This is a genomic window from Rothia nasimurium (assembly GCF_014217215.1).
GTDB classification, from domain to species: Bacteria; Actinomycetota; Actinomycetes; order Actinomycetales; family Micrococcaceae; genus Rothia; species Rothia avistercoris.
Genome location: NZ_CP056080.1, coordinates 1034627 through 1058172 on the forward strand (window position 1 = coordinate 1034627; position 23546 = coordinate 1058172).

At 60.6% G+C, this 23546-nt stretch carries 25 protein-coding genes; 21 read left to right on the plus strand and 4 right to left on the minus strand.

Going from position 1 to position 23546, the window contains the following annotated elements:
* The first annotated feature begins 199 nt into the window (after window positions 1-199).
* From ffh to HWU94_RS04915, 21 genes are all read left to right on the plus strand, one after another.
* On the plus strand, window positions 200-1774 hold the full coding sequence (gene ffh / locus HWU94_RS04815) for a signal recognition particle protein (protein ID WP_185174537.1): 1575 nt from the start codon (window positions 200-202) through the stop codon (window positions 1772-1774).
* A gap of 176 nt (window positions 1775-1950) precedes the next feature.
* Entirely contained in the window at window positions 1951-2445 is a 495-nt protein-coding gene (locus HWU94_RS04820; protein ID WP_185174538.1) for an NUDIX hydrolase, read from the plus strand.
* Between the two features lie 72 nt (window positions 2446-2517).
* Window positions 2518-4449 (plus strand): hypothetical protein, encoded by a 1932-nt coding sequence (locus HWU94_RS04825; protein WP_185174539.1) that lies wholly within the window; start codon window positions 2518-2520, stop codon window positions 4447-4449.
* A gap of 63 nt (window positions 4450-4512) precedes the next feature.
* Window positions 4513-5904 (plus strand): sensor histidine kinase, encoded by a 1392-nt coding sequence (locus HWU94_RS04830; protein ID WP_185174540.1) that lies wholly within the window; start codon window positions 4513-4515, stop codon window positions 5902-5904.
* Window positions 5901-6620, plus strand: a complete 720-nt coding sequence (locus HWU94_RS04835; RefSeq protein WP_185174541.1) for a response regulator transcription factor — start codon at window positions 5901-5903, stop codon at window positions 6618-6620. The genes HWU94_RS04830 and HWU94_RS04835 overlap by 4 nt, the downstream gene beginning before the upstream one ends.
* A gap of 124 nt (window positions 6621-6744) precedes the next feature.
* Window positions 6745-7662, plus strand: coding sequence for an ABC transporter ATP-binding protein (locus HWU94_RS04840; protein WP_185174542.1), 918 nt, complete (start codon window positions 6745-6747; stop codon window positions 7660-7662).
* Window positions 7659-8840, plus strand: coding sequence for an ABC transporter permease (locus HWU94_RS04845; RefSeq protein WP_185174543.1), 1182 nt, complete (start codon window positions 7659-7661; stop codon window positions 8838-8840). The genes HWU94_RS04840 and HWU94_RS04845 overlap by 4 nt, the downstream gene beginning before the upstream one ends.
* Window positions 8841-9047: 207 nt before the next feature.
* Window positions 9048-9476, plus strand: coding sequence for a 30S ribosomal protein S16 (gene rpsP / locus HWU94_RS04850; protein ID WP_185174544.1), 429 nt, complete (start codon window positions 9048-9050; stop codon window positions 9474-9476).
* Between the two features lie 2 nt (window positions 9477-9478).
* A complete protein-coding gene (locus tag HWU94_RS04855) occupies window positions 9479-9721 on the plus strand; it encodes an RNA-binding protein (RefSeq protein WP_135011094.1) in 243 nt (80 codons plus the stop codon).
* Between the two features lie 132 nt (window positions 9722-9853).
* Window positions 9854-10471 (plus strand): ribosome maturation factor RimM, encoded by a 618-nt coding sequence (gene rimM / locus HWU94_RS04860; RefSeq protein ID WP_185174545.1) that lies wholly within the window; start codon window positions 9854-9856, stop codon window positions 10469-10471.
* A gap of 5 nt (window positions 10472-10476) precedes the next feature.
* Window positions 10477-11301: a tRNA (guanosine(37)-N1)-methyltransferase TrmD gene (gene trmD / locus HWU94_RS04865; RefSeq protein WP_185174546.1), complete on the plus strand. Its 825-nt coding sequence runs from the start codon at window positions 10477-10479 to the stop codon at window positions 11299-11301.
* A 290-nt stretch (window positions 11302-11591) separates the two neighbouring features.
* Window positions 11592-11939: a 50S ribosomal protein L19 gene (gene rplS, locus HWU94_RS04870; protein ID WP_135011098.1), complete on the plus strand. Its 348-nt coding sequence runs from the start codon at window positions 11592-11594 to the stop codon at window positions 11937-11939.
* Window positions 11940-11962: 23 nt separating this feature from the next.
* Window positions 11963-12619: a signal peptidase I gene (gene lepB, locus HWU94_RS04875; protein ID WP_185174547.1), complete on the plus strand. Its 657-nt coding sequence runs from the start codon at window positions 11963-11965 to the stop codon at window positions 12617-12619.
* 49 nt (window positions 12620-12668) lie between these two features.
* Complete coding sequence (gene lepB, locus HWU94_RS04880; RefSeq protein WP_185174548.1) at window positions 12669-13406, plus strand: signal peptidase I; 738 nt, start codon at window positions 12669-12671, stop codon at window positions 13404-13406.
* A gap of 4 nt (window positions 13407-13410) precedes the next feature.
* A complete protein-coding gene (locus tag HWU94_RS04885) occupies window positions 13411-14193 on the plus strand; it encodes a ribonuclease HII (RefSeq protein ID WP_244956030.1) in 783 nt (260 codons plus the stop codon).
* A complete protein-coding gene (locus HWU94_RS04890) occupies window positions 14190-14525 on the plus strand; it encodes a DUF2469 family protein (protein ID WP_185174550.1) in 336 nt (111 codons plus the stop codon). The genes HWU94_RS04885 and HWU94_RS04890 overlap by 4 nt, the downstream gene beginning before the upstream one ends.
* A gap of 280 nt (window positions 14526-14805) precedes the next feature.
* Window positions 14806-15222 (plus strand): YraN family protein, encoded by a 417-nt coding sequence (locus HWU94_RS04895; protein ID WP_185174551.1) that lies wholly within the window; start codon window positions 14806-14808, stop codon window positions 15220-15222.
* A 2-nt stretch (window positions 15223-15224) separates the two neighbouring features.
* Window positions 15225-16775, plus strand: a complete 1551-nt coding sequence (locus HWU94_RS04900; protein WP_185174552.1) for a YifB family Mg chelatase-like AAA ATPase — start codon at window positions 15225-15227, stop codon at window positions 16773-16775.
* A complete protein-coding gene (dprA, locus tag HWU94_RS04905; protein WP_185174553.1) occupies window positions 16772-18016 on the plus strand; it encodes a DNA-processing protein DprA in 1245 nt (414 codons plus the stop codon). The genes HWU94_RS04900 and dprA overlap by 4 nt, the downstream gene beginning before the upstream one ends.
* 43 nt (window positions 18017-18059) lie before the next feature.
* A complete protein-coding gene (locus tag HWU94_RS04910) occupies window positions 18060-19055 on the plus strand; it encodes a tyrosine recombinase XerC (RefSeq protein ID WP_244956031.1) in 996 nt (331 codons plus the stop codon).
* Between the two features lie 32 nt (window positions 19056-19087).
* Window positions 19088-19639, plus strand: coding sequence for a DUF3145 family protein (locus tag HWU94_RS04915; RefSeq protein ID WP_185174555.1), 552 nt, complete (start codon window positions 19088-19090; stop codon window positions 19637-19639).
* A gap of 102 nt (window positions 19640-19741) precedes the next feature.
* Here the strand turns inward: HWU94_RS04915 and fabF are convergent, their stop codons facing one another.
* From fabF to HWU94_RS04935, 4 genes are all read right to left on the minus strand, one after another.
* The gene (gene fabF, locus HWU94_RS04920; protein ID WP_185174556.1) at window positions 19742-21013 is read right to left on the minus strand and encodes a beta-ketoacyl-ACP synthase II; all 1272 of its coding nucleotides are present in this window, start codon (window positions 21011-21013) and stop codon (window positions 19742-19744) included.
* A 92-nt stretch (window positions 21014-21105) separates the two neighbouring features.
* Window positions 21106-21345: an acyl carrier protein gene (locus HWU94_RS04925; protein WP_185174557.1), complete on the minus strand. Its 240-nt coding sequence runs from the start codon at window positions 21343-21345 to the stop codon at window positions 21106-21108.
* Window positions 21346-21579: 234 nt separating this feature from the next.
* Window positions 21580-22605, minus strand: a complete 1026-nt coding sequence (locus HWU94_RS04930; protein ID WP_185174558.1) for a beta-ketoacyl-ACP synthase III — start codon at window positions 22603-22605, stop codon at window positions 21580-21582.
* A gap of 23 nt (window positions 22606-22628) precedes the next feature.
* Entirely contained in the window at window positions 22629-23540 is a 912-nt protein-coding gene (locus tag HWU94_RS04935) for an ACP S-malonyltransferase (protein WP_185174559.1), read from the minus strand.
* Between the last annotated feature and the right edge of the window lie 6 nt (window positions 23541-23546).

Genomic DNA, 23546 nt, shown 5'->3' on the forward strand with positions numbered 1-23546 from the left:
TATAGGCCTCTAACTGGGGTGGATGTGTCCACCCCAGTTGTTCTTTATCGGGCAGATGTATCTATTCTTCGACCAATAGTCTGTACCTGAACCCTGCTAGAACGGGTCCTGATGCGTTATTCTTAATAGCTGACTTACATTTGAGTGGGCGCAGTTCCCCTCCTCGAACCCATCCAGCCACGAAAGTAGTGCACAGCTCGTGTTCAATTCACTCTCAGACCGGTTGACAGCAACCTTCAAAAACCTACGCGGTAAAGGCAAGCTCACCGAAGCGGACATCGACGCCACAGTACGCGAAATCCGCCGCGCCCTGCTGGATGCCGACGTCGCCGTCCCCGTAGTGCGTGAGTTCACCGCCCACGTCAAAGAACGCGCCCTGGGCGCGGAGGTTTCCGAAGCGCTCAACCCCAGCCAGCAGATCGTCAAGATCGTTAACGAAGAGCTGGTTAATATCCTGGGCGGTCAGACCCGCCGTATTAATATGGCCAAGACCGGCCCGACCATCATCATGCTGGCTGGTTTGCAGGGTGCCGGTAAGACCACCCTGGCCGGTAAGCTCTCCCACTGGCTCAAGAAGCAGGGGCACACCCCCATGCTGGTCGCCTCTGACCTCCAGCGCCCCAACGCCGTCAACCAGCTTAAGGTGGTTGGTGAGCGCGCTGGCGTTCCCGTCTACGCCCCGCACCCCGGCGTCACCAGCGAATTCGACGTTCCCACCGGTGACCCCGTCCAGGTCGCCCGCGATGGTGTAGCTGAGGCCCGCGCCAAGCTGCACGATGTGGTCATTGTCGATACCGCAGGCCGCCTGGGCGTCGACGCCGAGCTCATGCAGCAGGCCCGCGACATCCGTGACGCTATTGAACCTAACGAAGTTCTCTTCGTCATCGACGCCATGATCGGTCAGGACGCCGTTAACACCGCTAATGCCTTCAACGAGGGCGTCGACTTCACCGGCGTTGTGCTCTCTAAGCTGGACGGTGACGCCCGCGGCGGTGCCGCCCTGTCAGTTGCTTCGGTAACCGGCAAGCCCATCATGTTCGCCTCAACCGGTGAAAACGTCACCGACTTTGAGCAGTTCCACCCCGACCGCATGGCCAGCCGTATTCTCGACATGGGCGATGTGCTCACCCTGATTGAGCAGGCCGAGCAGACCTGGGATAAGGCCGAAGCTGACCGCATGGCCAAGAAGTTCGTTGACCAGGAAGACTTCACCTTCGAAGACTTCCTGGCCCAGATGCAGCAGATTCGCAAGATGGGCTCCATGAAGAAGCTGCTCATGATGATGCCGGGTGCAGCCCAGATTCGTCAGCAGCTGGAGAACTTTGACGAGAAGGAAATCGACCGCGTCGAGGCAATCGTGCGCTCCATGACCCCGCACGAGCGCGTGGCTCCCAAGATTATTAACGGATCCCGCCGTGCCCGTATCGCTAAGGGTGCCGGTGTGACCGTTTCTGAGGTCAACATGCTCATGGAGCGTTTTGCCCAGGCGCAGAAGATGATGAAGAAGCTGGCTAGCGGCAATATGGCTGGTATGCCCGGTGGCATGCAGATGCCCGGTATGGCTGCTGCCGGTGGTGCTGCCCGTAAGAATAAGGGCAAGGGTAAGGGCAAGCAGAAGGCTCGTTCTGGCAACCCGGCAAAGCGCGCCCAGCAGGAGCAGGCAGCTGCAGCTAAGCAGCAGGCCGCTCTGGGGTCGGCCTTTGGTCAGCAGACCCAGGATGTGAAGCCTGAGGATTTGAACCTGCCTAAGGGCTTCGAGAAGTTCCTCAAGTAAAACCTGCTCATAGGGCGGGGGTAAGCAGTTGGCCTACCCCCGCCCTGTGGTTTTTAAGGACGCTTGGGGCAGGGGACAGTTCTGCTGAGAGAGTGCAAGGGCCCCTCTGCCTTTTACCCGTTTGTCTGGCGCGGTACATTGGGTGTAGTAACCGCCCGTTGAGAAGGAGCAGCACCGTGGTTGATTCTTACCTGCCTGAAGAAGAACTGAAAGCCTTTATTGAAAGTCTGCCCACCCGTCGTCTGGCGGCCGGTGCTGTGATTCGTAATGAAGCGGGGCAGATGCTGCTGGTCAAGCCTAACTATAAGGACGGCTGGACTATCCCGGGCGGTACCGTTGAGGCGGGCGAAGCTCCGCAGCCAGCCTGTTTCCGTGAGGTGGCTGAGGAAGTTGGCCTTACCCTTGAGCCGGGCCGTCTTCTGGTGATTTTCCACGGCCTGCAGATGGGCATTTGGGGCGATTCAACCAGCTATATTTATGACGCCGGTGTACTTCCTGACGATGCGGTGATTACCCTGCAGGAAGAAGAGCTGACCGCTTATGAATGGGTAGCGCCCGAAGATTTGGGTAACTACTTTGATCAGGGGCAGGCCTACCGTTTGCAGCAGGCTTTCCGTGCTTTGCAAACCGGGGCTGTGTACGAGTTCTCTAGCGATTCACCTGCACGCTAGTTATCCCTGCCTTGTGTGGCCCGGGGCAGAGCTCTGCCCGTTTGATGAAGCGTTGAGAAGGATTGTAAGCATATGACTGAATCACACCGTGACCCCGCCCAGCAGGGTGCCTCCCGCGGGGAGGTTGTGGGTTCTGATGTGCTGTGGGTGCGTCTGCGCATTGATCGTGCCCAGCCCTGGGGGAGCTGGCGGGAGCTAGTGCCCGCCCTGTACAGCGGCGCGTCTGATACTCAGCAGGGGGCGGACGCCGGTGAGCAGCTTGCCCTGCCTGCTGACGTTGAGCAGCAGGTTCGGGATCAGCTAGAGAGCATTATCGGCATGATTCGGGATCAGGCGCAGGGAGCTGACCAGAGCTACGAGTACACCGATGAAGACATCAAGAGTGTCGAGGAGCTCGCTGCCGACCCCGATAAGTTCGATGACCTGATTCAGCAGATTATGCAGGCAGAGCAGGGGAGCGAAGAGCTCCTGGCAGAGCCTGACCAGGTGCCTACTGAGGTCACCGCAGAGGAACTTCAGGCGCTGACCGACGACCCCACCCCAGAGGCTCTGGCCGCGATGGAAGAGCTGAACTGGGAGATCACCCCTCAGCTAACGGGCTATTTAGAGTCGGTGGCGACGGTGACGGCCCTTGAGACGGACGGACGCCGCGCCCAGCTCTTCGTGCTGTGCGAGCGGGTGCCGGGGCAGGCGTCCTTGCGCACCGTGGAGACCGACAGCACCGGGGTGCTGCTGCCCGGTGAGCCCCTGAACGAGTTCTTGAATCAGCTGGACGCCCTCTTCCCGGGTGCCGCTGACCTTCTGCCCCAAAAGCCGGGGGAGGACTACCACCTGGCGTCCTTCTCCCAGGGCACCGATTCCCTGAGCCTTGACCCGCACGGGGTGAGTGCTGCGCTGGTGGAACTGTCGATGGCTGATCTTGCTACCTACATGCAGCCTGAGCTCATGGCCGGTGAGGTTGAGGCGGCACCTGCCGATAAGGGCTGGTCACTGCTCACCGCCGACCCCCGCACCCTGGCCAACCTGCTTGAAGCCATGAACGTACCCTCGATTGTGGCTGAGCAGACCCTCTTCGGTCAGAATCTGACCTTCGTGCTCCCGGCCGATTCTACCGGCCCCGAAACCGGTAGCGTCACCGACTGGGTTAATCAGGTTATGGGCACTCCCGATGCAGGTCTGGTGGGCACCGTGCTGACTTTCAGCTGGTCTCCCCTCACAAAAATCGGCTCTGCCCTTGAACGGGCCTCCAGCGAAGTGGGCAACCTGGCCTGGAGTCTGCCGGGCCTACTCCCGGCACCGTTCAGGGAGCTAGCCGCCCGTGACCAGCTCGAACAGCTCATCTGGCTCTACGGGCTCGATGAACAAACCGCTAACCGCCTGACCAACTACGTGCTGGACTGCGAAAGTTCCGACGGGCTGGAATCCACCATCCATGCCCTCGAACTTCCCGAAGAGCTGCTCAAGGTGCTCACCGGGACTGTGCACCTTGATGAGTTCGTGGGCTACCGAAAATTCGCCCCCGATATGAACGGGCTGGAGCGCTTCAAGGAGAGCGTCACCGCCTACCCCAACGGCACCGATACACTCAGCACCGTGAGCCGGGAAATTAGGGAACGCCCTTGGCTTCTCACAGCGGACGCCACCGCCCAGCTCGGTGCCTCTGGCGCCCTGGCCCTGTGGGCAGCCCGGCGCGTAGCGCAGGGGCGTTCACCCCGCGCTGCCCTCATCGCAGCAGCCACCCTCGGGGCTACGGGCGCAGCCGAACTGGTCATCGCAAGGGTCTACCACCGCCTGCAGGTAGCCGAGAAACTGCCCACGGTCGAACACCATCGGGTGCGGCCCCTCTCACTGACCGAAGAGCTCCGGGCCCAGGCCCAGCAGCAGGCAGAAGAAACCTCCGAGCCGCAACCCCCCAAAGTCGTCCGCAACGCCCAGAAGCTCGGCCGCCAGGCAGGGCAGCTTGCCCGGAAGCAGCTGGGGCGGTTCTTCGGCGCTCGCGACTAGGAACCCGGCTCCTTCCGCCTCGCGGGGGAGCCGCCAGCGCCCCGCTCTTGATACAGTGGGCAGGTGAACACAGCCACCCGTTTTTCCTTCTCACAGATAGACCCCGACTGGGAGCGCCCCACCCCGCCGGCGGCGTCCTTGCGCCGGGACGTGCTGGTCTGGCTCGTGGTGCTCGCCGCAACCCTGCTACTGAACACCGCCTACCACTCCGCAGGTTTTCTGGGGGACGATACCCAGCAGATTCACTACTCCTACTGGGCCGCTGCGGCGATGACGCTGCCGCTTATTTTCCGCCGCGTCTACCCGCTGAGCATGATGCTCCTGGCCACCGCGCTCTTCTTTGCTCTGAGCTATGTGTCTGAAATAGCGCCCGCTACCCTGAGCTACCAGCTCTGCTACTTTGCGGTGCTCTATGCCGGTATCGCCTGGGGCAAGAACCGCACGATGACCTGGATTGTCTACGCCCTGGTCTGCACCGCCGCCCTCATCTGGATTGTGCTTACCTGGGTCGTGATCGACTCGGCCTACAGGATGGCGGGCGTTGAAGAGTACTCCGGCGGGCCTTTTAGTCAGGCGACCGCCGGCTATGTGATGGCTTTCGTCACGAATCTTTTCTACTACGGGTGCGCAGCCCTGATGGGGCGCACGGCCTGGAACCAGGCCTACCAACGGACTGTCCTTGCGGCCCAGGCCCAGCAGCTAGAGCGGCAGGCTGAGCAGATGGCCCAGGACGCCGTGACCCGCGACCGCCTGCGCATCGCCAGGGAACTCCACGACTCGGTGGGCCACCATGTCTCGTCCATGGGGATTCAGGCGGCAGCAGCCCGCCGGGCCCTGAGCAAGAAACCTGAACTGGCAGTAGAGCCCCTGGCCAACATAGAAAAGCTGGCCCGCTCGTCGGTCTCTGAAATGAAGAACCTGATTCGAGTCATGCGTGCCGCCGGGGAGGCTGAGCACGGCGGCGGTTCGGCGAAAGAACCCCAGGTCGCTGAAATTTTTGACCTGGTAGAGCACATGAGCTCGGTCGGTGTCCAGACCCGGCTGCAGGTAGGGGAGCAGGACCTTGCCCGGCTGACCCACCTTCACCAGGGAACCCAGCTGTCCATCTACCGCATGGCTCAAGAAGCCCTGACCAACGTGCGCAAACATTCAGCTGCCCAGAATGCGGTGCTGGCCCTGCGTACCGGCGGCAGCCCCGGTGCCCGCTGGGCTGAATTAGAGGTCACCGATGACGGGCCCGCCACCGGCCCGGAGCGAGGTGAAGGTCAAGAATACATACCCGATCCCAGCCGCCACGGCTACGGTCTGCAGGGTATCCGGGAACGGGCTGCCGCCCTGGGAGGTACCTGCTGGACCGGACGCCGCCGCGGCGCCCCCGGCTGGAAGGTACAGGTACGCTTCCCCATAGACATTGACGAAACCCACGACGCCCACGCCTCTAGGAGCACCTCATGACCCTCAAAGTACTGTTAGCTGACGACCAAGACATGGTACGTTCCGGTTTCGCCCTCATTCTCTCGATGGAGGACGACATCGAGGTGGTCGGCCAGGCCCGCAACGGAGCCGAAGCCCTTGACCTTGCCGAAGCCACCCGCCCCGATGTGGTGCTCATGGACGTTCAAATGCCCGTGATGGACGGAATCACCGCCACAGCCGCCCTCACCGAGAAGCTGCCGGGCACGTCCGTCCTAATCCTCACCACCTTCGACCGCGAGGACTACCTCTTCTCATCCCTGCAAGCCGGGGCCAGCGGCTTCCTGCTCAAAACCTCAGACGCCGACGAGCTGGTTGAAGCCATCCGTAAGGTTGCCGGCGGTCTGGCCCTGCTGTCGCCCGAGATGACCCTGCCGCTCATTGCCCGTTTTGTGGAGCAGACCAAGGGGCAGGACGCCACCGCGCAGGCAGGCAGCTTAGGGGCAAGCAAGAGCGGGGGAGTACGCTCCGCCCAGGAGCTGAGCCCCGAGGACGCCTTCGCCTTGGGCGCACTCACCCCCAGAGAGAAAGAAACCCTAGAGCTACTCGCCCAGGGCCTCACCAACGCAGAAATCGCAGAAAAACTCTTCCTCGGTGCGGCAACCGTCAAGACGCACGTTTCTAACATCCTGGCTAAGACCCACAGCCGCGACCGCGTCGGCGCCGTTATCTTCGCCCACCGGGTAGGGCTAGCCTAGATCCTCAACCCAGCTTCTCAGCGTCCGGCCACAATCTCCCCCGCCCGGCTCCACCCGGCGGGGGAGTTGTTATGCTTACAGCCTTCCTAGACTTGAGGTAGAAGCTATCCAAAGGAAGTGTCCCATGACTGACCGAACCATAGAAGTGAGTGACCTTACCAAGGTCTACGGCAGCGGATCCGGTGCCACCACCGCTGTAGAAAAGGTGAGTTTTACCGTTGAACCCGGCTCCATGACCGGCTTTCTTGGCGCTAACGGCGCGGGTAAAACCACCACCATGCGCATGATCATGGGCCTGCTTGAACCCACCGAAGGGCAGGTACTCTACGGCGGCCGTCCCATTACCGCCGCAGACCGCGCGGGTTTTGGCTACATGCCCGAAGAACGCGGCCTCTACCCCAAGCAGGCTATCCTGGCCCAGCTCGTCTACCTGGGTCAGCTGCGCGGTATGAGCGCCAGCACCGCCCGCAGCATCGCCACCGATCACCTCACCGAACTGGGATTGGGGGAGCGCCTGAACGACAAGCTCGAATCTCTCTCCCTCGGCAACCAGCAGCGGGTGCAGATTGTAGCCTCTATCCTGCACCAGCCCACCGCCCTGATCCTCGACGAACCCTTCTCTGGCCTTGACCCTAAAGCCGTAGACACCATGGTCTCCATGATGCGCGAGCTTATGCGTGGTGGGGTCCCCATCCTTTTCTCGTCCCACCAGCTCGATCTGGTTGACCGTCTCTGCGACCGCGTCGTTATTCTGCACGGCGGAACCGTCCGTGCCAGCGGTAGCGCCACCGAACTGCGCGAATCAGGCGCCCCCCGCTACCTCTACCGGGGTGGGGCGGACGCCGCCTGGCTCCGCGATCTGGCCGGGATCAACGTCCTCGACGTCTCCGGCACCGACGCCGTCCTCGAACTGGCCCCCGGCGCTGACCTGGCCAGCGTCCGCCACCAGATCCTCAGTGTTGGCCTAGAGCACGACATACACGAGTTCTCCCGCCAGCTCCCCACCCTCGGCGACATCTACCGAAAGGTCACCGGCCAATGAACACCGCACCCACCCGCCCCAGCACCGCCCCCAAAAACGCCTGGCAAATCGTCGCAACCCGCGAAATCATGGTCAAGCTGCGCGACAAATCCTTCATCGGCGGAACCATCTTCTCCCTCGTCATCATCCTGGCCGCAATCCTCATCCCTTACTTTATGAGCTCGGGGTCAACCGACTACACCGTAGCCACCAGCGACGACCGAGCCACCTCCCTGGTCGCTGCTGCTGAAGCCAGCAGCGACGAGAACACTAATTACACCGCCACCCAGGTCGACAGCGCGGACGCCGCCCGTACCCTCGTTGCCGACGGGGACGCGGACGCCTACCTCGCCCCCACCGACCAGGGCTGGGAACTCGTCTTTGACTCTTCCCCTGACAACAGCCTGGTCACTGAACTGAGCGCCGTCATCACCTCCACCGTTACAGCCGAAAACGCAGCTGCCGCAGGCGTTGACCTCGAAGCCCTGGCCGCGGGTACCCAGGTGAGCACCAGCGTCCTCTCCGGCAACCAAAACGCCGGCCTTGCCTTCCTCATCGCCATGGTCTTCGCCATGATTTTCTACATGACTACCGTGTTCTTCGGCGTAGCCATCGCCAACTCCGTGGTCGAAGAAAAACAAAACCGCATCGTCGAAATCATCGCCACCGCCATACCGCTCGGCCAGCTCCTTGCCGGAAAAATCGTGGGCAACATCGTGCTCGCCATCCTGCAAGTAGCCATCTACGCAGTCGCCGGCCTCATCGGCATGCAAGTCACCGGAAGCGCCTCAGAATTCGGCTGGATCCTACCCTCGGCCGGCTGGTTCGCTCTCTTCTACATCGTCGGTTTTGCAGCCATCGCCACCATCTGGGCCGCCGTCGGTGCCATGGCAGCCCGCATCGAAGACATCGCCAACCTCTCCAACCCCATCACCATGGTGCTCATCGCCGCCCTCTTCGCCGGTATCTACGTCTCAGGAACCTGGCTCAAGATTGTCTCCTTTGTGCCTGTCCTATCCTCCATTGCTATGCCCCGCCGCCTGCTCACCGAAGACGTAGCCCTCTGGGAACCCCTAATCGCCCTCGCCCTCACCCTGGCAGTAGCCGCCCTCCTCACCCGGCTCGGTGCCCGCATCTACCGCGCCAACATCATGCGCGGCGGAACCTCGGTGAGCTGGAAGCAGGCGCTGAAGAAATAAACACGGTCAGCTTGCTCACAACACGCTCACTCCATAGAGCGTAACCCTAGATTAAGCAGGGCGGAGCTGGCATACTTGACGGGTACTCGATTTTTCCCGGCCCCTCTCATCCGGGAGAAATTGTGTCCGCAGAGGTCTTGACGAAGCCCGCCCCACGAGCTGACCCCTGACCTCGAACAGTTATAGAAAACAGGAGAAACCACTACAGTGGCTGTTAAAATTCGTCTGAAGCGTTTCGGTAAAATCCGCGATCCCCGCTACCGTGTTGTAGTAGCTGACTCACGCACCAAGCGTGACGGTAAGGCTATCGAGGAAATCGGCATTTACCACCCGACCGAGAACCCCTCACGCATCGAGATCAACTCAGAGCGTGCCCAGTACTGGCTGTCAGTTGGCGCCCAGCCCACCGAGCAGGTAGCTGCTCTGCTGAAGCTGACCGGCGACCTGGCTGCTGCCAAGGGCGAAAAGGCTGAGTCAACCGTAAAGCCCGTTGACGCCAAGCCCGAGTTCGTTGTTCCCGAAAAGGGTTCCGTCATCCTTCCCGAGGCAATCACCCCCAAGGGCGAGGACAAGGCTGAAGAAGCTCCCGCAGAAGAGGCTGCTGAAGAAGCAGCTTCTGAGGAAGCAGCTGAGTAATCATGTTGGCTGACGCTCTCGAACACCTCGTTCGGGGTATCGTCGACAACCCAGACGACGTCCAGGTGCGCGCCAAAACCGGCCGCCGGGGCGAAACCCTGGAGGTTCGCGTGAACCCTGATGACCTTGGCCGTGTCATTGGCCGCTCCGGCCGCACCGCCAAGAGCATCCGCACCGTGGTCAACGCCATCAACGACGGCGACCACGTGCGCGTAGACGTCATCGACACCGACCGACGACGCTAACTGAATACTTCTCAAGAAGCCCCTACCGCTTATCAGCGGTAGGGGCTTTCTTGTACCTACCCACCGGCGTCCGCAAAACCCGGTAAAGTTAGACCCAAACCCCACAACACCTTTACCCCCAAGGAGATACGCGTGCAGGTACAGGTCGCCCGCATCGGCAAACCCCACGGCATCCGCGGCGAAGTCACCGTCCAGCTCTTCACCGACGCCCCCGAAGAACGCTTCGCTCCCGGGGCCGTACTCGACATCGAAAACTTCAACCCCGCAAGTACCGCAGGCACCATCGCCCCCGCTGGCACCCTCACCGTCAAAAAATCCCGCTGGAACAAAAAAATCCTGGTCGTAGCCTTCGAAGAAGTCACCAACCGCAACCAGGCCGAAGAACTCCGCGACACCCGCCTCACCTTCGACTCCTCCGCAGAAACCGACACTGACAGCGACGAAGAAGGCTACTACGAGCACGAACTGCTCGACCTGCCCGTCTACCTGGCTGCCGACATCAAGGATGGCTACCTACCCGAAGAACCTATTGCCATCGTCACCGGCCTGCAGACCATGCCCACCCAGGACCTGCTGATTCTCGAAAACACCGCAGACGGTGAAGAGGTTATGATCCCCTTCGTTGAAGAACTTATCCCCGCTATCGACACCGAAGAGGGCTACATCATCATCAACCCTCCCGCCGGTCTGCTCGAACTCAACAGCGACGATGAAGAAGCAGAACCCGAGACCGAGAGTGAACACAACTAACGCTCATGCGCTTTGACGTCATCACCATCTTCCCCGAATACCTGGCCCCGCTAGAGCTCTCCCTCATGGGCAAAGCCCGCGAATCGGGCAAGGTCGACCTGCACCTGACCAACCTGCGTGACTTCGCCTTCGACCGCCACAAAACCGTTGACGACACCCCCTACGGCGGGGGAGCGGGCATGGTTATGAAACCCGAGCCCTGGGGCCTTGCCCTGGATCAGGCACTTGCCGCCTCACCAGCGTCCGCACGGGCGGACGGGGGCAAACCCCTGCTCATCGTGCCCTCACCTGCCGGCACCGTCTTCAACCAGCAGCTGGCCTACGACCTGGCAGAAGAAGAGCACATCGTGTTCGCCCCGGCCCGCTACGAAGGCATTGACGAGCGTGTACTGGACTGGGCTGAGCAGGAATTTAGGGTGCTGCCCGTATCAATCGGCGACTACGTGCTCTACGGGGGTGAAGTGGCAGTGATGGTGATGATTGAGGCCATTACCCGCCTGATTCCCGGTGCCATGGGCAACCCGGAGTCCCTGGCCGAAGAGTCCCACACCGGCGGGCTGCTGGAGTACCCGGTCTACACCAAACCCGCCACCTGGCGAAACCAGCAGGTGCCGCCAGTCCTGCTCTCTGGCAACCATGGCGCTATCGCCCGCTGGCGCCGCGACGAGCAAATCAAGCGCACCTTTGCCCGCCGCCCCGATATGGTCAAGGCCTACCCCGCAGAGAACTGGGACAAGAAAGACCGCAAGCTCCTGCAGGAGCTACACACCGAGCAGAAAGCTGCCCAAAAAGCTGAGCGCGAGGCCGAGCTTTTGAGCGAAGGTCGGTAAAGTAGGTAAGCTCACAGGCAACACGCGGACGCCCGACCCGGCACCCCTGGTGCAGGCGGGTTTTCTGTGGGATAATTTTTATTTGTGTTCATGCTGGGCACGCCCCTGCCGCAGGGGGAAGAGCGACCTATAACAGCGTGAACCACCGGCTCTGACCGTTCAGAGCACGGTGAGTAAAGAATTCATCGCAGACAGCATCAGTCTGGCACCATCCGGTGACCCCTAGACACTGCCTGCGACATACATCGAATATGTTTGACCTGCGGCAGAGATATTCACGGAGAAACTCAATGCAGACTCTTGACTTCATTGATAACAAGTCACTTCGCACCGACATCCCCGAGTTCGGCCCCGGCGACACCCTGAACGTACACGTCAACATTGTTGAAGGTAACCGCAGCCGTGTCCAGGTCTTCAAGGGCTTCGTTGTTGGCCGTCAGGGTGCTGGCGTCCGCGAAACCTTCACCGTCCGCAAGGTTTCCTTCGGTGTTGGCGTAGAGCGTACCTTCCCCGTACACTCTCCCGTCATCGAAAAGATCGAGGTTGTCACCCGCGGTGACGTCCGCCGTGCAAAGCTCTACTACATGCGCGACCGTCACGGTAAGGCTGCTCGTATCCGCGAGAAGCGCGAAGCCTAAGCCATTTAGGTTTCATCAGATTTATGGAGACTGGCGTAAACGCCGACTCTTCTGAGGCAAGGCGCCAACCCTTTCTACAGGGCTGGCGCCTTGTTGCTGTCGCCGCAGCCCTCGCCTTCACCGTGCTCCTGGTGGTTCGTTCCTTTTTCATTGATGTGTTCTACATACCCTCAAGCTCCATGGAACCCACCTACGAACCGGGCGACCGTATTCTAGTCTCAAAACTAGCTACCGAGCCCCAGCGTGGCGATGTGGTCGTTTTTGACGGTACCGGCTCCTTTGCCCCCTATGTGCCCGGCAGCCCCTGGGTGCGTGATCCGCTCAGAACCGCGGGGCAGTGGCTCGGGTTAGTGGGCTCAGATACGGTCTACATCAAGCGCGTCATCGGGGTAGCTGGCGATACCGTCGAGTGCTGTGATGCCGAGGGCTATCTTCTGATCAATGGGCAGCCTTCCGAAGAGCCCTATCTTTACCCCGGCGACAGCGCCAGCGAGGTGAGCTTTAGCGTCCAGGTGCCCGAAGGACGCATGTGGGTGATGGGCGACCACCGCTCGGCGTCCGCTGACTCCCGGGCCCTGCTAGGGGCCCCCGGTGGCGGTATGATTCGCACCGAGAAAATCATCGGCACCCCGGTCTTCATCGCCTGGCCGGCTCACCGCTTTGGTCAAGCTCCCAGTTAAAACCACTAAACTATCTCTAAACACGTTCACAGCAGAAGGGTGCGGGCTCATGGAACAGCAGAAGAACTCAGACAGCATCGAGGCAGCGACACAGGACGCCACCACAGCCTCGACCGACAAGCCCCGCGGCGGTAAGCGCCGCCGCGAAAATAGCGCGCTCAAAGAGTACACCCTGATTATCCTCTACGCGGTGCTCATCGCCTTCCTGCTGAAAACCTTTGTGGTTCGCGGATTTTACATTCCTTCTAGCTCCATGGAAGATACCCTGCAGATCAACGACCGTGTTTTTGTGAACGTAGCAGGTGGACTCTTCACCGAAGCCGAGCGCGGCGACATCGTGGTCTTCAAGGACACCCAGGGCTGGATGCCTGTCTCTACCAGCTCTAACCCCGTACGCGATGCGCTTGCCTTTGTGGGGGTTATGCCCGATAGCTCATCAAACTACCTGGTCAAGCGCGTGATAGGCGTGGGCGGTGACCACATCGTGGGTACCGCCGATGGTCGCATCACCGTCAACGGCGTAGAAATTGACGAGACCTACCTCAAACCCGGTGTAAGCCCCACCGAGCTTCCCTTCGACGTGATCGTTCCCCAGAACTCCTACTTCGTCATGGGCGATAACCGCTCTAACTCTGCTGACTCCCGTTACCATATTCAGACCGGCACAGAGTTCATCAACGACGCCGACGTCGTGGGCGAAGTCTTCGTCGTTGCCTGGCCCCTGTCTAACTTCACGTTCGTCGGTGGGGCTAGCGATGTCTTTGCCGACGTACCCGATACCGAGTAAGACCGTGCCAACTAAAGAAACCGCGTCCGCTAATCTGAGTGTCGAAACCGAGCTTTTTGCAGCGGGCAAGACCCTGGTTGCGGGTATGGACGAGGTGGGGCGCGGCCCGCTGGCCGGGCCGGTTACCGTGGGGGTAGCCGTGATTGATGCGAGCGCCCAGCTCAGCATCGAGGGCCTCATCGATTCAAAGGCCCTGACCGAGAAAAAGCGGGTGGCGATGGCTCCGCAGGTGAAGCAGTGGGCCGTGACCGCGGTGGGGCACGCCAGCCCTGCTGAAATCGATGCTTTGGGTATCACCACCTCCCTGCGTTTAGCGGGGCAGCGGGCTCTTGCCCAGGTGGCCCGGGCTGGGGCTTACCCTGACGCCGTCCTCTTGGATGGCAAGCATAACTGGCTTTCTGCTCCCGAGGCTGACCTTTTTGCCGACCTTGACCCGGCAACCGCCCTCTACCGTGGGCTGGTGGCTGAAGCCTGGGCAGGTCTGGCGGGGGAGTCTGGTGGCTGGTTCGGGCCGGTGCAGATGGAGATTAAGGGTGACTACCGCTGTGCCTCTATCGCGGCAGCTTCGGTGGTGGCTAAGGTGGAGCGCGATACCCTCATGGACGAGCTGGACGCCCGCTACCCCGGCTACGGCTGGGCGAAAAATAAGGGCTACGGGTCGGGTGCCCACCGCACCGCGATAGAAACGATGGGGCCCACCCCCTTGCATCGGCTGAGCTGGTCGCTGCCGGCTACCGAAGCACAAATCCAGCAGGCTATGGCGGAACGAGAGAAGGAAGAAGTATGAGCCAAGAGGATCTTGAGAGCTATGAGTCAGGTGCCCAGCTAGCCCTGTATGAAGAGTACAAGAATGTAGCTGAGCTCTTTACCTATATCGTTGAGACCGATCGCCGTTTTTACCTGGCCAACCAGGTGCAGGTGACCCCGCGAACCGCTGACGGGTCTTTGTATTTTGAGGTTGAGATGCAGGACGTGTGGGTGTGGGATATTTTCCGCCAGTCTCGATTTGTTAAGAATGTGAAGGTGTATTCGGTGCGCGATGTGAACGTTGAAGAACGCGCTGCCGCTGAAGACCTGGTAGTGCCGACTATGAGTGATTTCGACCCCGGTTCGGCCTAAAAACTAGCGTATGAGCCCGCCTCCTTCCCGTGAGGGAAGGGGCGGGTTTTTTGTATGCAGAGATGCGCGGACGCCCGGTGCAGCTGGCTGGGGATAAGGACACGCGGGGCGTCATGGTTGCGTCACGGCTGTACCGTTTACGAGCGTGAATACGGGAGCTATCTGGCGCTGACCTGGTGGTATAGGGAAGGGGTGATATCCACAGCCAGCACAGAGGTAGGTAGAACCAGACACAGCAGGTCATGATGGGGCTAACCCTGATACTTGAAGGAGGCCCCCCATGAACCCCGCACTACAGCCATCCTCACCCCATGCGTCCTTGCGGCCCAAAGACGTGGGTCGCTGGGGTGAAGATATCGCCCTGGCAGTCTTAGAACGGCAAGGTTATACCCTCTTAGCTCGTAACTGGCGGCCCGTACGAACTGAAGAGCGGCCGCGGTGGAGCGGTGAACTTGATTTGATTATGCGCGATAGCGACCAAACCCTGGTCTTTATCGAGGTTAAAACCCGTTCTGGTGCGGGCTATGGGCACCCGCTTGAATCCATTACTGCCCGGAAATGCCAGATGCTACGACACCTGGCCTACGCCTGGTTAGCAGAAAACCGGGCTCCCTATTCCACCATGAGAGTAGACGCTATTGCCCTGTGCGGGAGCCTCACTGATTTCACCTTTGAGCATCGGCAGGCGGTGGTGTAGCCGTGGCCTTCGCACGAACCTATTCGGTTGCTCTGGTGGGCGTCACCGGCTACCTCGTCGAAGTAGAAGCCGATATTTCATCTGCCCTACCCGGCTTCGTGCTGCTCGGTCTGCCCGATAGTTCTTTGAACGAGGCCAAAGACCGGGTGCGGTCTGCCGCGAAGAATTCCGGGCTGCCCCTGCCACCCCAGAAACTCACCATCAACCTCACCCCGCCTACCCTTCCCAAGCGCGGCTCGGCATTTGATGTGGCCATGTTGGTGGCAGCCCAACAGGCGGCGGGGCAGCTAGGTTCATCAGGCCGCACGGTCTTCCTGGGCGAAGTTGGTCTCGATGGGAGTGTGCGACAGGTTCCCGGGGTACTACCTGCCGTCAAAGCTGCCCGTGATGCTGGGCATGAGCGGGTAATTGTGCCCGAGGGTAACGCCCAAGAAGCAGCCCTCATAGAGGGGGTTGAAGTGACCGGGGTCAGCTGTCTCGCTGAAGTGTTTGAACTCCTGGGCTGCCCCGAACCAGAAAAGCTCAAAAGACCAGTTCTGGTAGGGAACCAGAGGGTGGGCGCGGAGCACAGCAGCCCGCAGCAGAGCGCTGATATGGCAGATGTTGCTGGGCAGACGGAGGGACGCCTAGCCCTTGAAATAGCGGCTGCAGGGGGCCACCACCTGTTGCTGACCGGCCCACCCGGTTCTGGCAAGACCATGCTGGCAGAACGCCTCCCCGGTATTCTTCCTCCGCTCACGCCACAAGAAGCTCTAGATGTCACTGCGGTGCACTCGCTCTGCCGTTCGGGGGAGCCGCTCACCGAACTGATGACCAGGCCGCCCTTCGAAGCGCCCCACCATACTGCCAGCGCACCTGCGATTATGGGAGGCGGTGCCGGGCTGCCCAAGCCGGGGTGCATCTCAAAGGCGCACCGGGGCGTCCTCTTTCTCGATGAAGCCCCGGAGTTTAAGCGCAGCGTTTTAGATTCTCTGCGCCAGCCCCTCGAAAGTGGCGAAGTCATTATTAGTCGCTCAGCTGCTTCAGCCCGGTACCCGGCTAGGTTCCAACTCGTTTTAGCTGCCAACCCCTGCCCCTGCGGCTATAACGTGGGTCGCGGTCTAGACTGCACCTGTACCAGTCGAGAGCGAAGGTCCTACTTCAGCCGGCTATCGGGGCCCCTGCTTGACCGTATCGATCTTCATATCAGCGTCCCTAAAGTAACGGCTGCCGACCTCGCAACCAGCGGCACCAACGAAAGCTCAGAGGAAATCCGTTACCGGGTTAGCCAAGCCCGCCAAGCCCAGGCGGAAAGACTGACCCCGTTGGGCGTGACCACCAATGCTGAGACGAACGGCAAGATTCTGCGAGGCCCTCTCAAGCTTTCAGCTCAACTGACCTCGTCCCTCTCCACCGCCCTGGACCACGGAACCCTCACAGCCCGCGGCTATGACCGAGTGCTACGGACAGCCTGGACCTTAGCCGATTTAGATGGAGCCACCAGCCCCAGCCGAGACCACCTTGACCTTGCCCTCTACTTCCGCAACCACGCCACTGAAAGCTACCAGACATGACACATCACGACCCCCACCACGATATTCGTAGAGCCCGCACCGAGATCCTGCGCATTACCGACCCCGAGGACGTCGCCACCTACACCCTGCTTCGGCTAGTCGGACCGGTGCGTGCCGCAGACTACCTCACCGGCCGTCAGGAGCTCACTCCGCATCTTCTCGCCCGCTACCTTGAGGAAGCAGGAGCACACGATGTCTCTGCAGCATCTGCCCTAACTAGTGCCATCGGCGAACGGACGCAGCGGTGGAAGAGCAGGCGGGCAGGTATCAGCGTACAACAAGATACGGCTTTAGCCCGGGCCAGCGGCAGCTGGCTGTGTATACCCGAAGACCCAGACTGGCCACAGGCCTTGAATGACCTCGCAGAAAAAACTCCGGTCGGTCTCTGGGGTAGGGGAGACCGCCAGCTGCTGGCTCAGCTCACCACCGAAAAGAGTTATGCGGTAGTGGGGTCCCGCGATGTCAGCTCCTACGGTAACTCAGCAACCAGCCACCTGGCCGGTGAACTAGCAAACCGGGGCTATACGGTGGTCTCAGGCGGAGCCTTTGGCGTAGACGCCACCGCCCATCGAGCTGCACTCGCTACAGCAACGTCTTCCCTGCCCACGGTAGCGTTGATGGCGGGAGGTCTTGACCGTCTTTACCCCAAGCCCAATGAACGTCTGCTACACGAGATTATTGAACGGGGCCTGCTGCTGAGTGAGGTTCCCCTGGGGCAGAACCCCACCCGTTACAGGTTCCTCCAACGTAACCGGCTCATCGCCGCTCTCACCGGGGCCAGCATAGTTATCGAAGCCCGCTGGCGCAGCGGCGCGCTCAACACCGCCCATCATGCCCTAGAACTGGGGCGCCCCGTCTACGCTGTACCCGGCCCTATTTTTTCACCAACCTCAGAAGGCTGCCACCGTCTGATTCGAGACGGTCTAGCCCAGCTTGTGACCGATGCCCGGCAGATTCTTGACGACAGAACTTCGGAGATAGCTGCAGAACAAACCAGCCTATTTTCAGCTCCTTCTGCCCACCAGCAGCTCCTGGATTCGCTCACCGAAACGCAAAGACGGGTGTGGGACGTACTGCCCCTCCGCACTCCGGCTACTGTCGAACAGCTCAGTGCTGACCTTGCGCTACCTACCCGAACAGTCATGATCGCCCTAGCCCAACTCAACCGACTCAACTGCGCAGAACAGGAAGGAATGGGCTGGCGAAAAACCAAACCATCGGCGGAAAGCTCCGGGGGATAGAATGAAGACCTCACATCAGTCACCGGTAGGAAGGAGCAGTACGGTGCACCCTGCAGACCAGCTACCCACCACCCTCAAAATCGGGGCCTCCACGGTCGACGAAGACCGAGAGTTCGTACGAGCCCTTGAAGCCTTTGAACGCTACCTCACCTACGAGCTCCACCGCTCACCCCAAACAATTCGGGCCTACGTCTCTGACCTCACCGATTTCTTTGCCCACGCTCGCAGGCACGGCACCACCCACCTCTCCCACATTACCCTTGAAGTTATTCGAGACTGGCTAGCCTACCATCACCGCAAACAAGCTGCCCGGAGCTCTATGGCCCGGCGGACCTCGTCCTTGCGGACCTTCTTCACCTGGGCGGAGGAAGAAGAACTCATCCAAGCCAACCCGGCACTCAAACTCACTACCCCCAAGAAGAGCAACCACCTACCCTCGGTACTCAGCGAAGCCCAGATGCAGGCCCTCACCACAACCCTCACAGCAGCTCTGGAGCAGACCCCGCGGGATGCCCGACTCCTGCGACTTCAGGCGGTAGTGGAGCTACTCTACGCCAGCGGGTTGCGCATCTCAGAGCTCACCGGTCTCGACCTAGCAAGCATTGACCGTCACCAGCGAACCCTGCGCGTGCTGGGTAAGGGCAATAAAGAGCGGGTCGTGCCCTTTGGGGCCCAGGCTATGCAGGCCCTCAACCGGTGGGTTATGGTAGGACGCCCGCAGTGGCTTCCAGAGATAGAAGAAGCTAAAAGTGCCCTAGCTCAACACGCCCTCTTCATCGGCCCCCAGGGTAAACGCGCCAACCCCCGGCAGATTCGCCAAGACCTTACCACCCTGCTGGGTACTTTGGGCGATACCGAAGCCACAGGCGCCCACGTCTTCCGCCATACAGCTGCAACCCACATGGTCGATGGGGGAGCAGACATTAGAGCTGTCCAAGAGTTTCTTGGGCACAGTTCTTTAGCAACCACCCAGGTCTACACCCACGTCTCGGTAGACCGCCTTGCCCAGGCCTATAGCAGGGCTCACCCCCGGGCCTAAAGGTAAGGCAGAAGGTATAGGATGGGAAGACCATGTTTTCACCAGCAGAAAAGACCGGCCAGCCCGTCCCCCTACCGCCAGAGACAACCGGCAACCCTACCGGTGGTTTTATCTTTCTGCTGGCTATCCCCTCAGCCCTCACAAGCCACGTTACCTGGGCTCTTGAAAATCTCACTGCCCACCGGCTGACCCCCACCTGGCAAGCCCAACCCCAGAAACCGGGCTACCACCGTGCAGATATCAGCTGGCAGGGCAACAGCGGGGGAGCCGCCCTCATCGCCTCCACCCTGCGGCACTTCGGGGGCAGCTACTTTGAAATCACCGAGCGCCGCACCGCAACCTCCGATGCCTTACGCATCATGCACACCCCAGAACTCGGCATCTGTACCCTACCGGTAGATCTACAGGGCAACTTCACCGTGACCGAAGACCGCATCCGCTACGCCTTCGAAAAGGCAGCCGGTAATTTTGATGAACTCTATCGGCAGTTCTCTGCGGCTGTTGGCCAGCCCTGGGACGACGAACTTGAGCCCCTGCGTCCTAACGCCTCATCGGCCAGTGCTACCGTCAGGCTCCGGGACTAAGGCAAGAGCACCCGCCCCAGACAGAGCACAGAAAAGGGCCCTTCTGCCCGAACCAGAGTTCGCGCAGAAGGGCCCTTTCTCACAAGCTAGACCAGCACGGTGTTAGTTACTGATGCTACGGAAAGCCGCTACAGCGTTGTGGCCACCAAAACCAAAGGAGTTCGAGACAGCAACAATCTCACCGGCGGGAAGGTCCCGTGCCTCGGTGACAACGTCGAGGTCAATCTCAGGGTCCTTGTTCTCCAGGTTAATGGTGCAGGGAGCCTTACGGTGGTAAACCGCAAGAACAGTCAGCACAGCTTCAAGAGCACCGGCACCGCCGAGCAGGTGACCGGTCATTGACTTGGTTGCAGATACAGCTACCTTGCCGGTGTGCTCCCCGAAGACCTCACGCAGAGCCAGGGACTCGGGGATATCACCCACGGGAGTAGAGGTTGCGTGCGCATTGACGTGCACTACCTGCTCGGGAGAAATACCGCCATCGGTCAGAGCCTCCTGCAGGGCGCGGGTAGCACCCAGAGCAGCCGGGTCGGGAGCTGTGATGTGGTGGGCGTCCGCTGAGACGCCGGTGCCAGCCAGCTCCGCGTAGATACGGGCTCCGCGGGCCAGCGCGTGCTCCTCAGATTCAAGAATTAGCGCAGCACCGCCCTCACCCATCACAAAACCGTCGCGGCCGGTATCGTAGGGGCGGGAAGCACCAGCAGGGTCATCGTTGCGGGTCGATAGGGCCTGCATCTTTGCAAAGGCGCCAATCGTCATGGGGTGGATTGCAGCCTCAGAACCACCGGCAATCACCACATCGGCCTTACCCGAGCGAATCAGCATCAGGCCGAGCTCGAGAGCTTCGGTCGACGATGCGCAGGCGGACACCACGGTCTGGGCAGCGCCACGGGCCTTCAGATTCATCGAGACGGCAGCAGCATTTGAGTTGGGCATCAGCATGGGAACCGTCATAGGCAGCATACGGCGAGGGCCCTTCTCGCGCAGAGTATCCCAGGCATCAAGCAGAGTCCACACACCACCGATACCGGTACCAAAAGCAACCGCGGTCCGCAGCGGATCGCACTCTTCAGCAGCCTCAGCGTCAGGGCCGCTAAAACCGGCGTCCTCCCAGGCCTCACGCGCAGCAACCAAAGCCAGCTGACCCGAGGGGTCCAGGCGCTTAGCCTCAACCTTAGTCAGGCGGCCCGAATCAACAGCATCTACAGCCACACGGCCAGCAATCGAAACCGGCAGGTCGAATTCCTCAACCCAGGGCTCTTCAATAGTGGTGATGCCTGAGACACCTGCAAGCGCATTTTCCCAGGTCGTCGGGACATCCCCACCGATGGGGGTGGTGGCGCCGAGGCCGGTGACCACAACTTTACGAGTCATGCTTGATTCCTTCGAATACAGTCTTGGGTTGGGGTAAAGAATAAAAAGCAGGTTGGGCACGATAAGACCGTGCCCAACCTGGTCAACGCGACTTAGGCGTTAGCGATGAAGTTAACAGCGTCGCCGACGGTCTTCAGGTTCTTGACCTCTTCGTCGGGAATGGTAACGCCGAACTTTTCCTCGGCGTTCACAACGATGGTCATCATTGAGATGGAGTCGATGTCCAGGTCTTCTGTGAAGGACTTCTCGAGCTGGACGTCCTCAACCTCTACACCGGTCTCTTCGTTCACGATTTCTGCAAGACCTGCGAGGATTTCGTTCTGATCTGCCATGATGGCTCCTTCGTCTTAGTATGAGTGGCGTGGGGCCACTGATGTAACTCACCGCGCAGGGGTGCGCAGCGGCTGAGGGATAAGTGGGCAGAGCCCACTTTAGCTTCCAAAATTGAGTGTAGCCCCTAGCCCGCACAAAGCTAAGCTGTGACGCCACCTAATTTTTGAAATAAATCTAACATTTTGTCAAAATACGGTGCGGACGTCCGCCTCGCCGACCCGGCACAGGGCAGGTTAGGGGAGCACAACAACCTGGGCCGCGTAGGCCAGACCCGCACCGAAACCAATCTGCAGGGCAAACTTACCAGAGAGGTCGGGGTTGTCCTGAAGCAGCTGGTGGGCAGCTAGCGGAACAGAGGCAGCAGAGGTGTTACCTGCACACTCGATATCGCGGGCCACCACAACGCTCTCGGGTAGCTTCAGGGTTTTCACCATCTGGTCGATAATGCGCATGTTGGCCTGGTGGGTCACCAGCGCCCCCAGGTCATCTGCAGTAATACCGGCGGCATCGAGAGCCTTCTGCGCAACCTTAGCCATCTCCCAGACAGCCCAACGGAAGACCGTCTGACCGTCCTGACGCAGGGTCGGCCAAAGCTTCTCGCCCTCCTGCACCGGGTTAGCCACAAAATCACGGTTGCGGATATCAAGCATGGAATGGGTCATACCCACAGCGCCCCAGCGCTCGCCGTCCGACCCCCAGATAGTGGGGCCAATGCCGGGTTCATCAGAGGCACCTACGACCGCCGCACCAGCACCGTCACCGAGCAGGAAGGAAATGGTGCGTTCGGTGTTGTCGATGAAGTCTGAGAGTTTCTCAACGCCGATGACCAGAACCTTCTGGGCGGTGCCGGAGCGTACCAGGGCGTCCGCCTGGGCAACGCCGTAGCAGAAACCTGCACAGGCTGCCGAAATATCGTAAGCGGGCGCCTTGGACCCCACAGCTTCAGCTACCAGGGGTGCGAGGGCGGGGGTTGCGTAGGGGTGGGAGATGGTGGCGATGATGACGGCATCCAGCTCTTCACCCTGTACACCTGAGGCGGCCAGGGCGTCCTGGGCAGCTCCCACAGCAAGATTTGTTACAGAAATCTTTTCTGAGGCACGGTGGCGGGTCTTGATGCCGGTGCGCTGAACGATCCATTCATCTGAGGAGTCGATCGGGCCGGCAATATCGTCGTTGGTGACGATCAGGTCGGGGCGGGCAGCACCGTAGCCCAGAATACGGGAGTAGCGGTTGGGATCAACCTGCTTGAGAGTAGGCATCGTGAAGTCCTTTCAGGGAAACTTTAGGCCTGGAGAGCCTGGGCTAGGGCGGCAATGTCATCGGGGGTGTTGATGGCGGACGCCGGTGTGCCGCGCATACCGCGCTTGGCCAGGCCCACGAGGGTACCAGCGGGAGCAACCTCAACAAGGTGGGTAACTTCTCGCTCCGCGAGGGTTGCCATGCACAGGTCCCAGCGGACGGGGCGGGTCACCTGGGCAACCAGCGATTCAAGGGCCGCTGCCCCTGAGGCAACGGGCTGGCCGTCGAAGTTTGAGAGCAGCTCAGCAGTCGGTTCTGCGGGGGAGAGGCCTGCCGCAAAGTCTGCCAGGGGCCCCTGGGCTGCCGCCATGTAGTCGGTATGGAAGGCACCGGCTACCTTCAGCGGAATCACGCGGGTCTTGGCGGGCGGGTTCTCGGCGAAAGCTGCAAGAGCGTCGATGGAACCAGCGGCTACAATCTGCCCGCCGCCGTTCGAGTTGGCGGCGGTGAGGTTTGCTTCAGCGATAGCGGCGCGGACGTCGTCCTCAACTCCGCCGAGCACGGCGGCCATGCCGGTGGGGGTAGCGGCAGCTGCCTGAGCCATGCCGTCGGCCCGTACCTTGATAAAACGCATGGCGTCCTCTTCGGTGAGCACACCGGCTAGGGCTGAAGCGGTAATTTCACCTACCGAATGACCGGCAAAAATAAGCTTCTGGCCCTCTAGAGTCTTCTGGGCTAGGCGACCGGTGACAAGACCAGCTGCCATAATCAGGGGCTGGGCAATAGCGGTGTCCTTGATGGTTTCCTCATCGGCCTCGGTGCCGTAATGAACCAGGTCGAGCTCTACAGCTTCAGAGAGACGCTCGAGGTGGGGGCGTACCCCGTCGACGTTTAACCAGTTTGTGAGGAATCCGGGCTTCTGCGACCCCTGGCCGGGGCACACCAGTGCTATCACGCGTAA

What these genes read in the sequence shown, in the direction of transcription:
- HWU94_RS04825 (WP_185174539.1), top strand. Translation starts at nt 2,518, where the DNA reads ATGACTGAATCACACCGTGACCCCGCCCAGCAGGGTGCCTCCCGCGGG.
- HWU94_RS04835 (WP_185174541.1), top strand. Translation starts at nt 5,901, where the DNA reads ATGACCCTCAAAGTACTGTTAGCTGACGACCAAGACATGGTACGTTCC.
- HWU94_RS04840 (WP_185174542.1), top strand. Translation starts at nt 6,745, where the DNA reads ATGACTGACCGAACCATAGAAGTGAGTGACCTTACCAAGGTCTACGGC.
- HWU94_RS04845 (WP_185174543.1), top strand. Translation starts at nt 7,659, where the DNA reads ATGAACACCGCACCCACCCGCCCCAGCACCGCCCCCAAAAACGCCTGG.
- HWU94_RS04855 (WP_135011094.1), top strand. Translation starts at nt 9,479, where the DNA reads ATGTTGGCTGACGCTCTCGAACACCTCGTTCGGGGTATCGTCGACAAC.
- trmD (WP_185174546.1), top strand. Translation starts at nt 10,477, where the DNA reads ATGCGCTTTGACGTCATCACCATCTTCCCCGAATACCTGGCCCCGCTA.
- rplS (WP_135011098.1), top strand. Translation starts at nt 11,592, where the DNA reads ATGCAGACTCTTGACTTCATTGATAACAAGTCACTTCGCACCGACATC.
- lepB (WP_185174547.1), top strand. Translation starts at nt 11,963, where the DNA reads ATGGAGACTGGCGTAAACGCCGACTCTTCTGAGGCAAGGCGCCAACCC.
- lepB (WP_185174548.1), top strand. Translation starts at nt 12,669, where the DNA reads ATGGAACAGCAGAAGAACTCAGACAGCATCGAGGCAGCGACACAGGAC.
- HWU94_RS04890 (WP_185174550.1), top strand. Translation starts at nt 14,190, where the DNA reads ATGAGCCAAGAGGATCTTGAGAGCTATGAGTCAGGTGCCCAGCTAGCC.
- HWU94_RS04895 (WP_185174551.1), top strand. Translation starts at nt 14,806, where the DNA reads ATGAACCCCGCACTACAGCCATCCTCACCCCATGCGTCCTTGCGGCCC.
- dprA (WP_185174553.1), top strand. Translation starts at nt 16,772, where the DNA reads ATGACACATCACGACCCCCACCACGATATTCGTAGAGCCCGCACCGAG.
- HWU94_RS04915 (WP_185174555.1), top strand. Translation starts at nt 19,088, where the DNA reads ATGTTTTCACCAGCAGAAAAGACCGGCCAGCCCGTCCCCCTACCGCCA.
- fabF (WP_185174556.1), bottom strand. Translation starts at nt 21,013, where the DNA reads ATGACTCGTAAAGTTGTGGTCACCGGCCTCGGCGCCACCACCCCCATC.
- HWU94_RS04925 (WP_185174557.1), bottom strand. Translation starts at nt 21,345, where the DNA reads ATGGCAGATCAGAACGAAATCCTCGCAGGTCTTGCAGAAATCGTGAAC.
- HWU94_RS04930 (WP_185174558.1), bottom strand. Translation starts at nt 22,605, where the DNA reads ATGCCTACTCTCAAGCAGGTTGATCCCAACCGCTACTCCCGTATTCTG.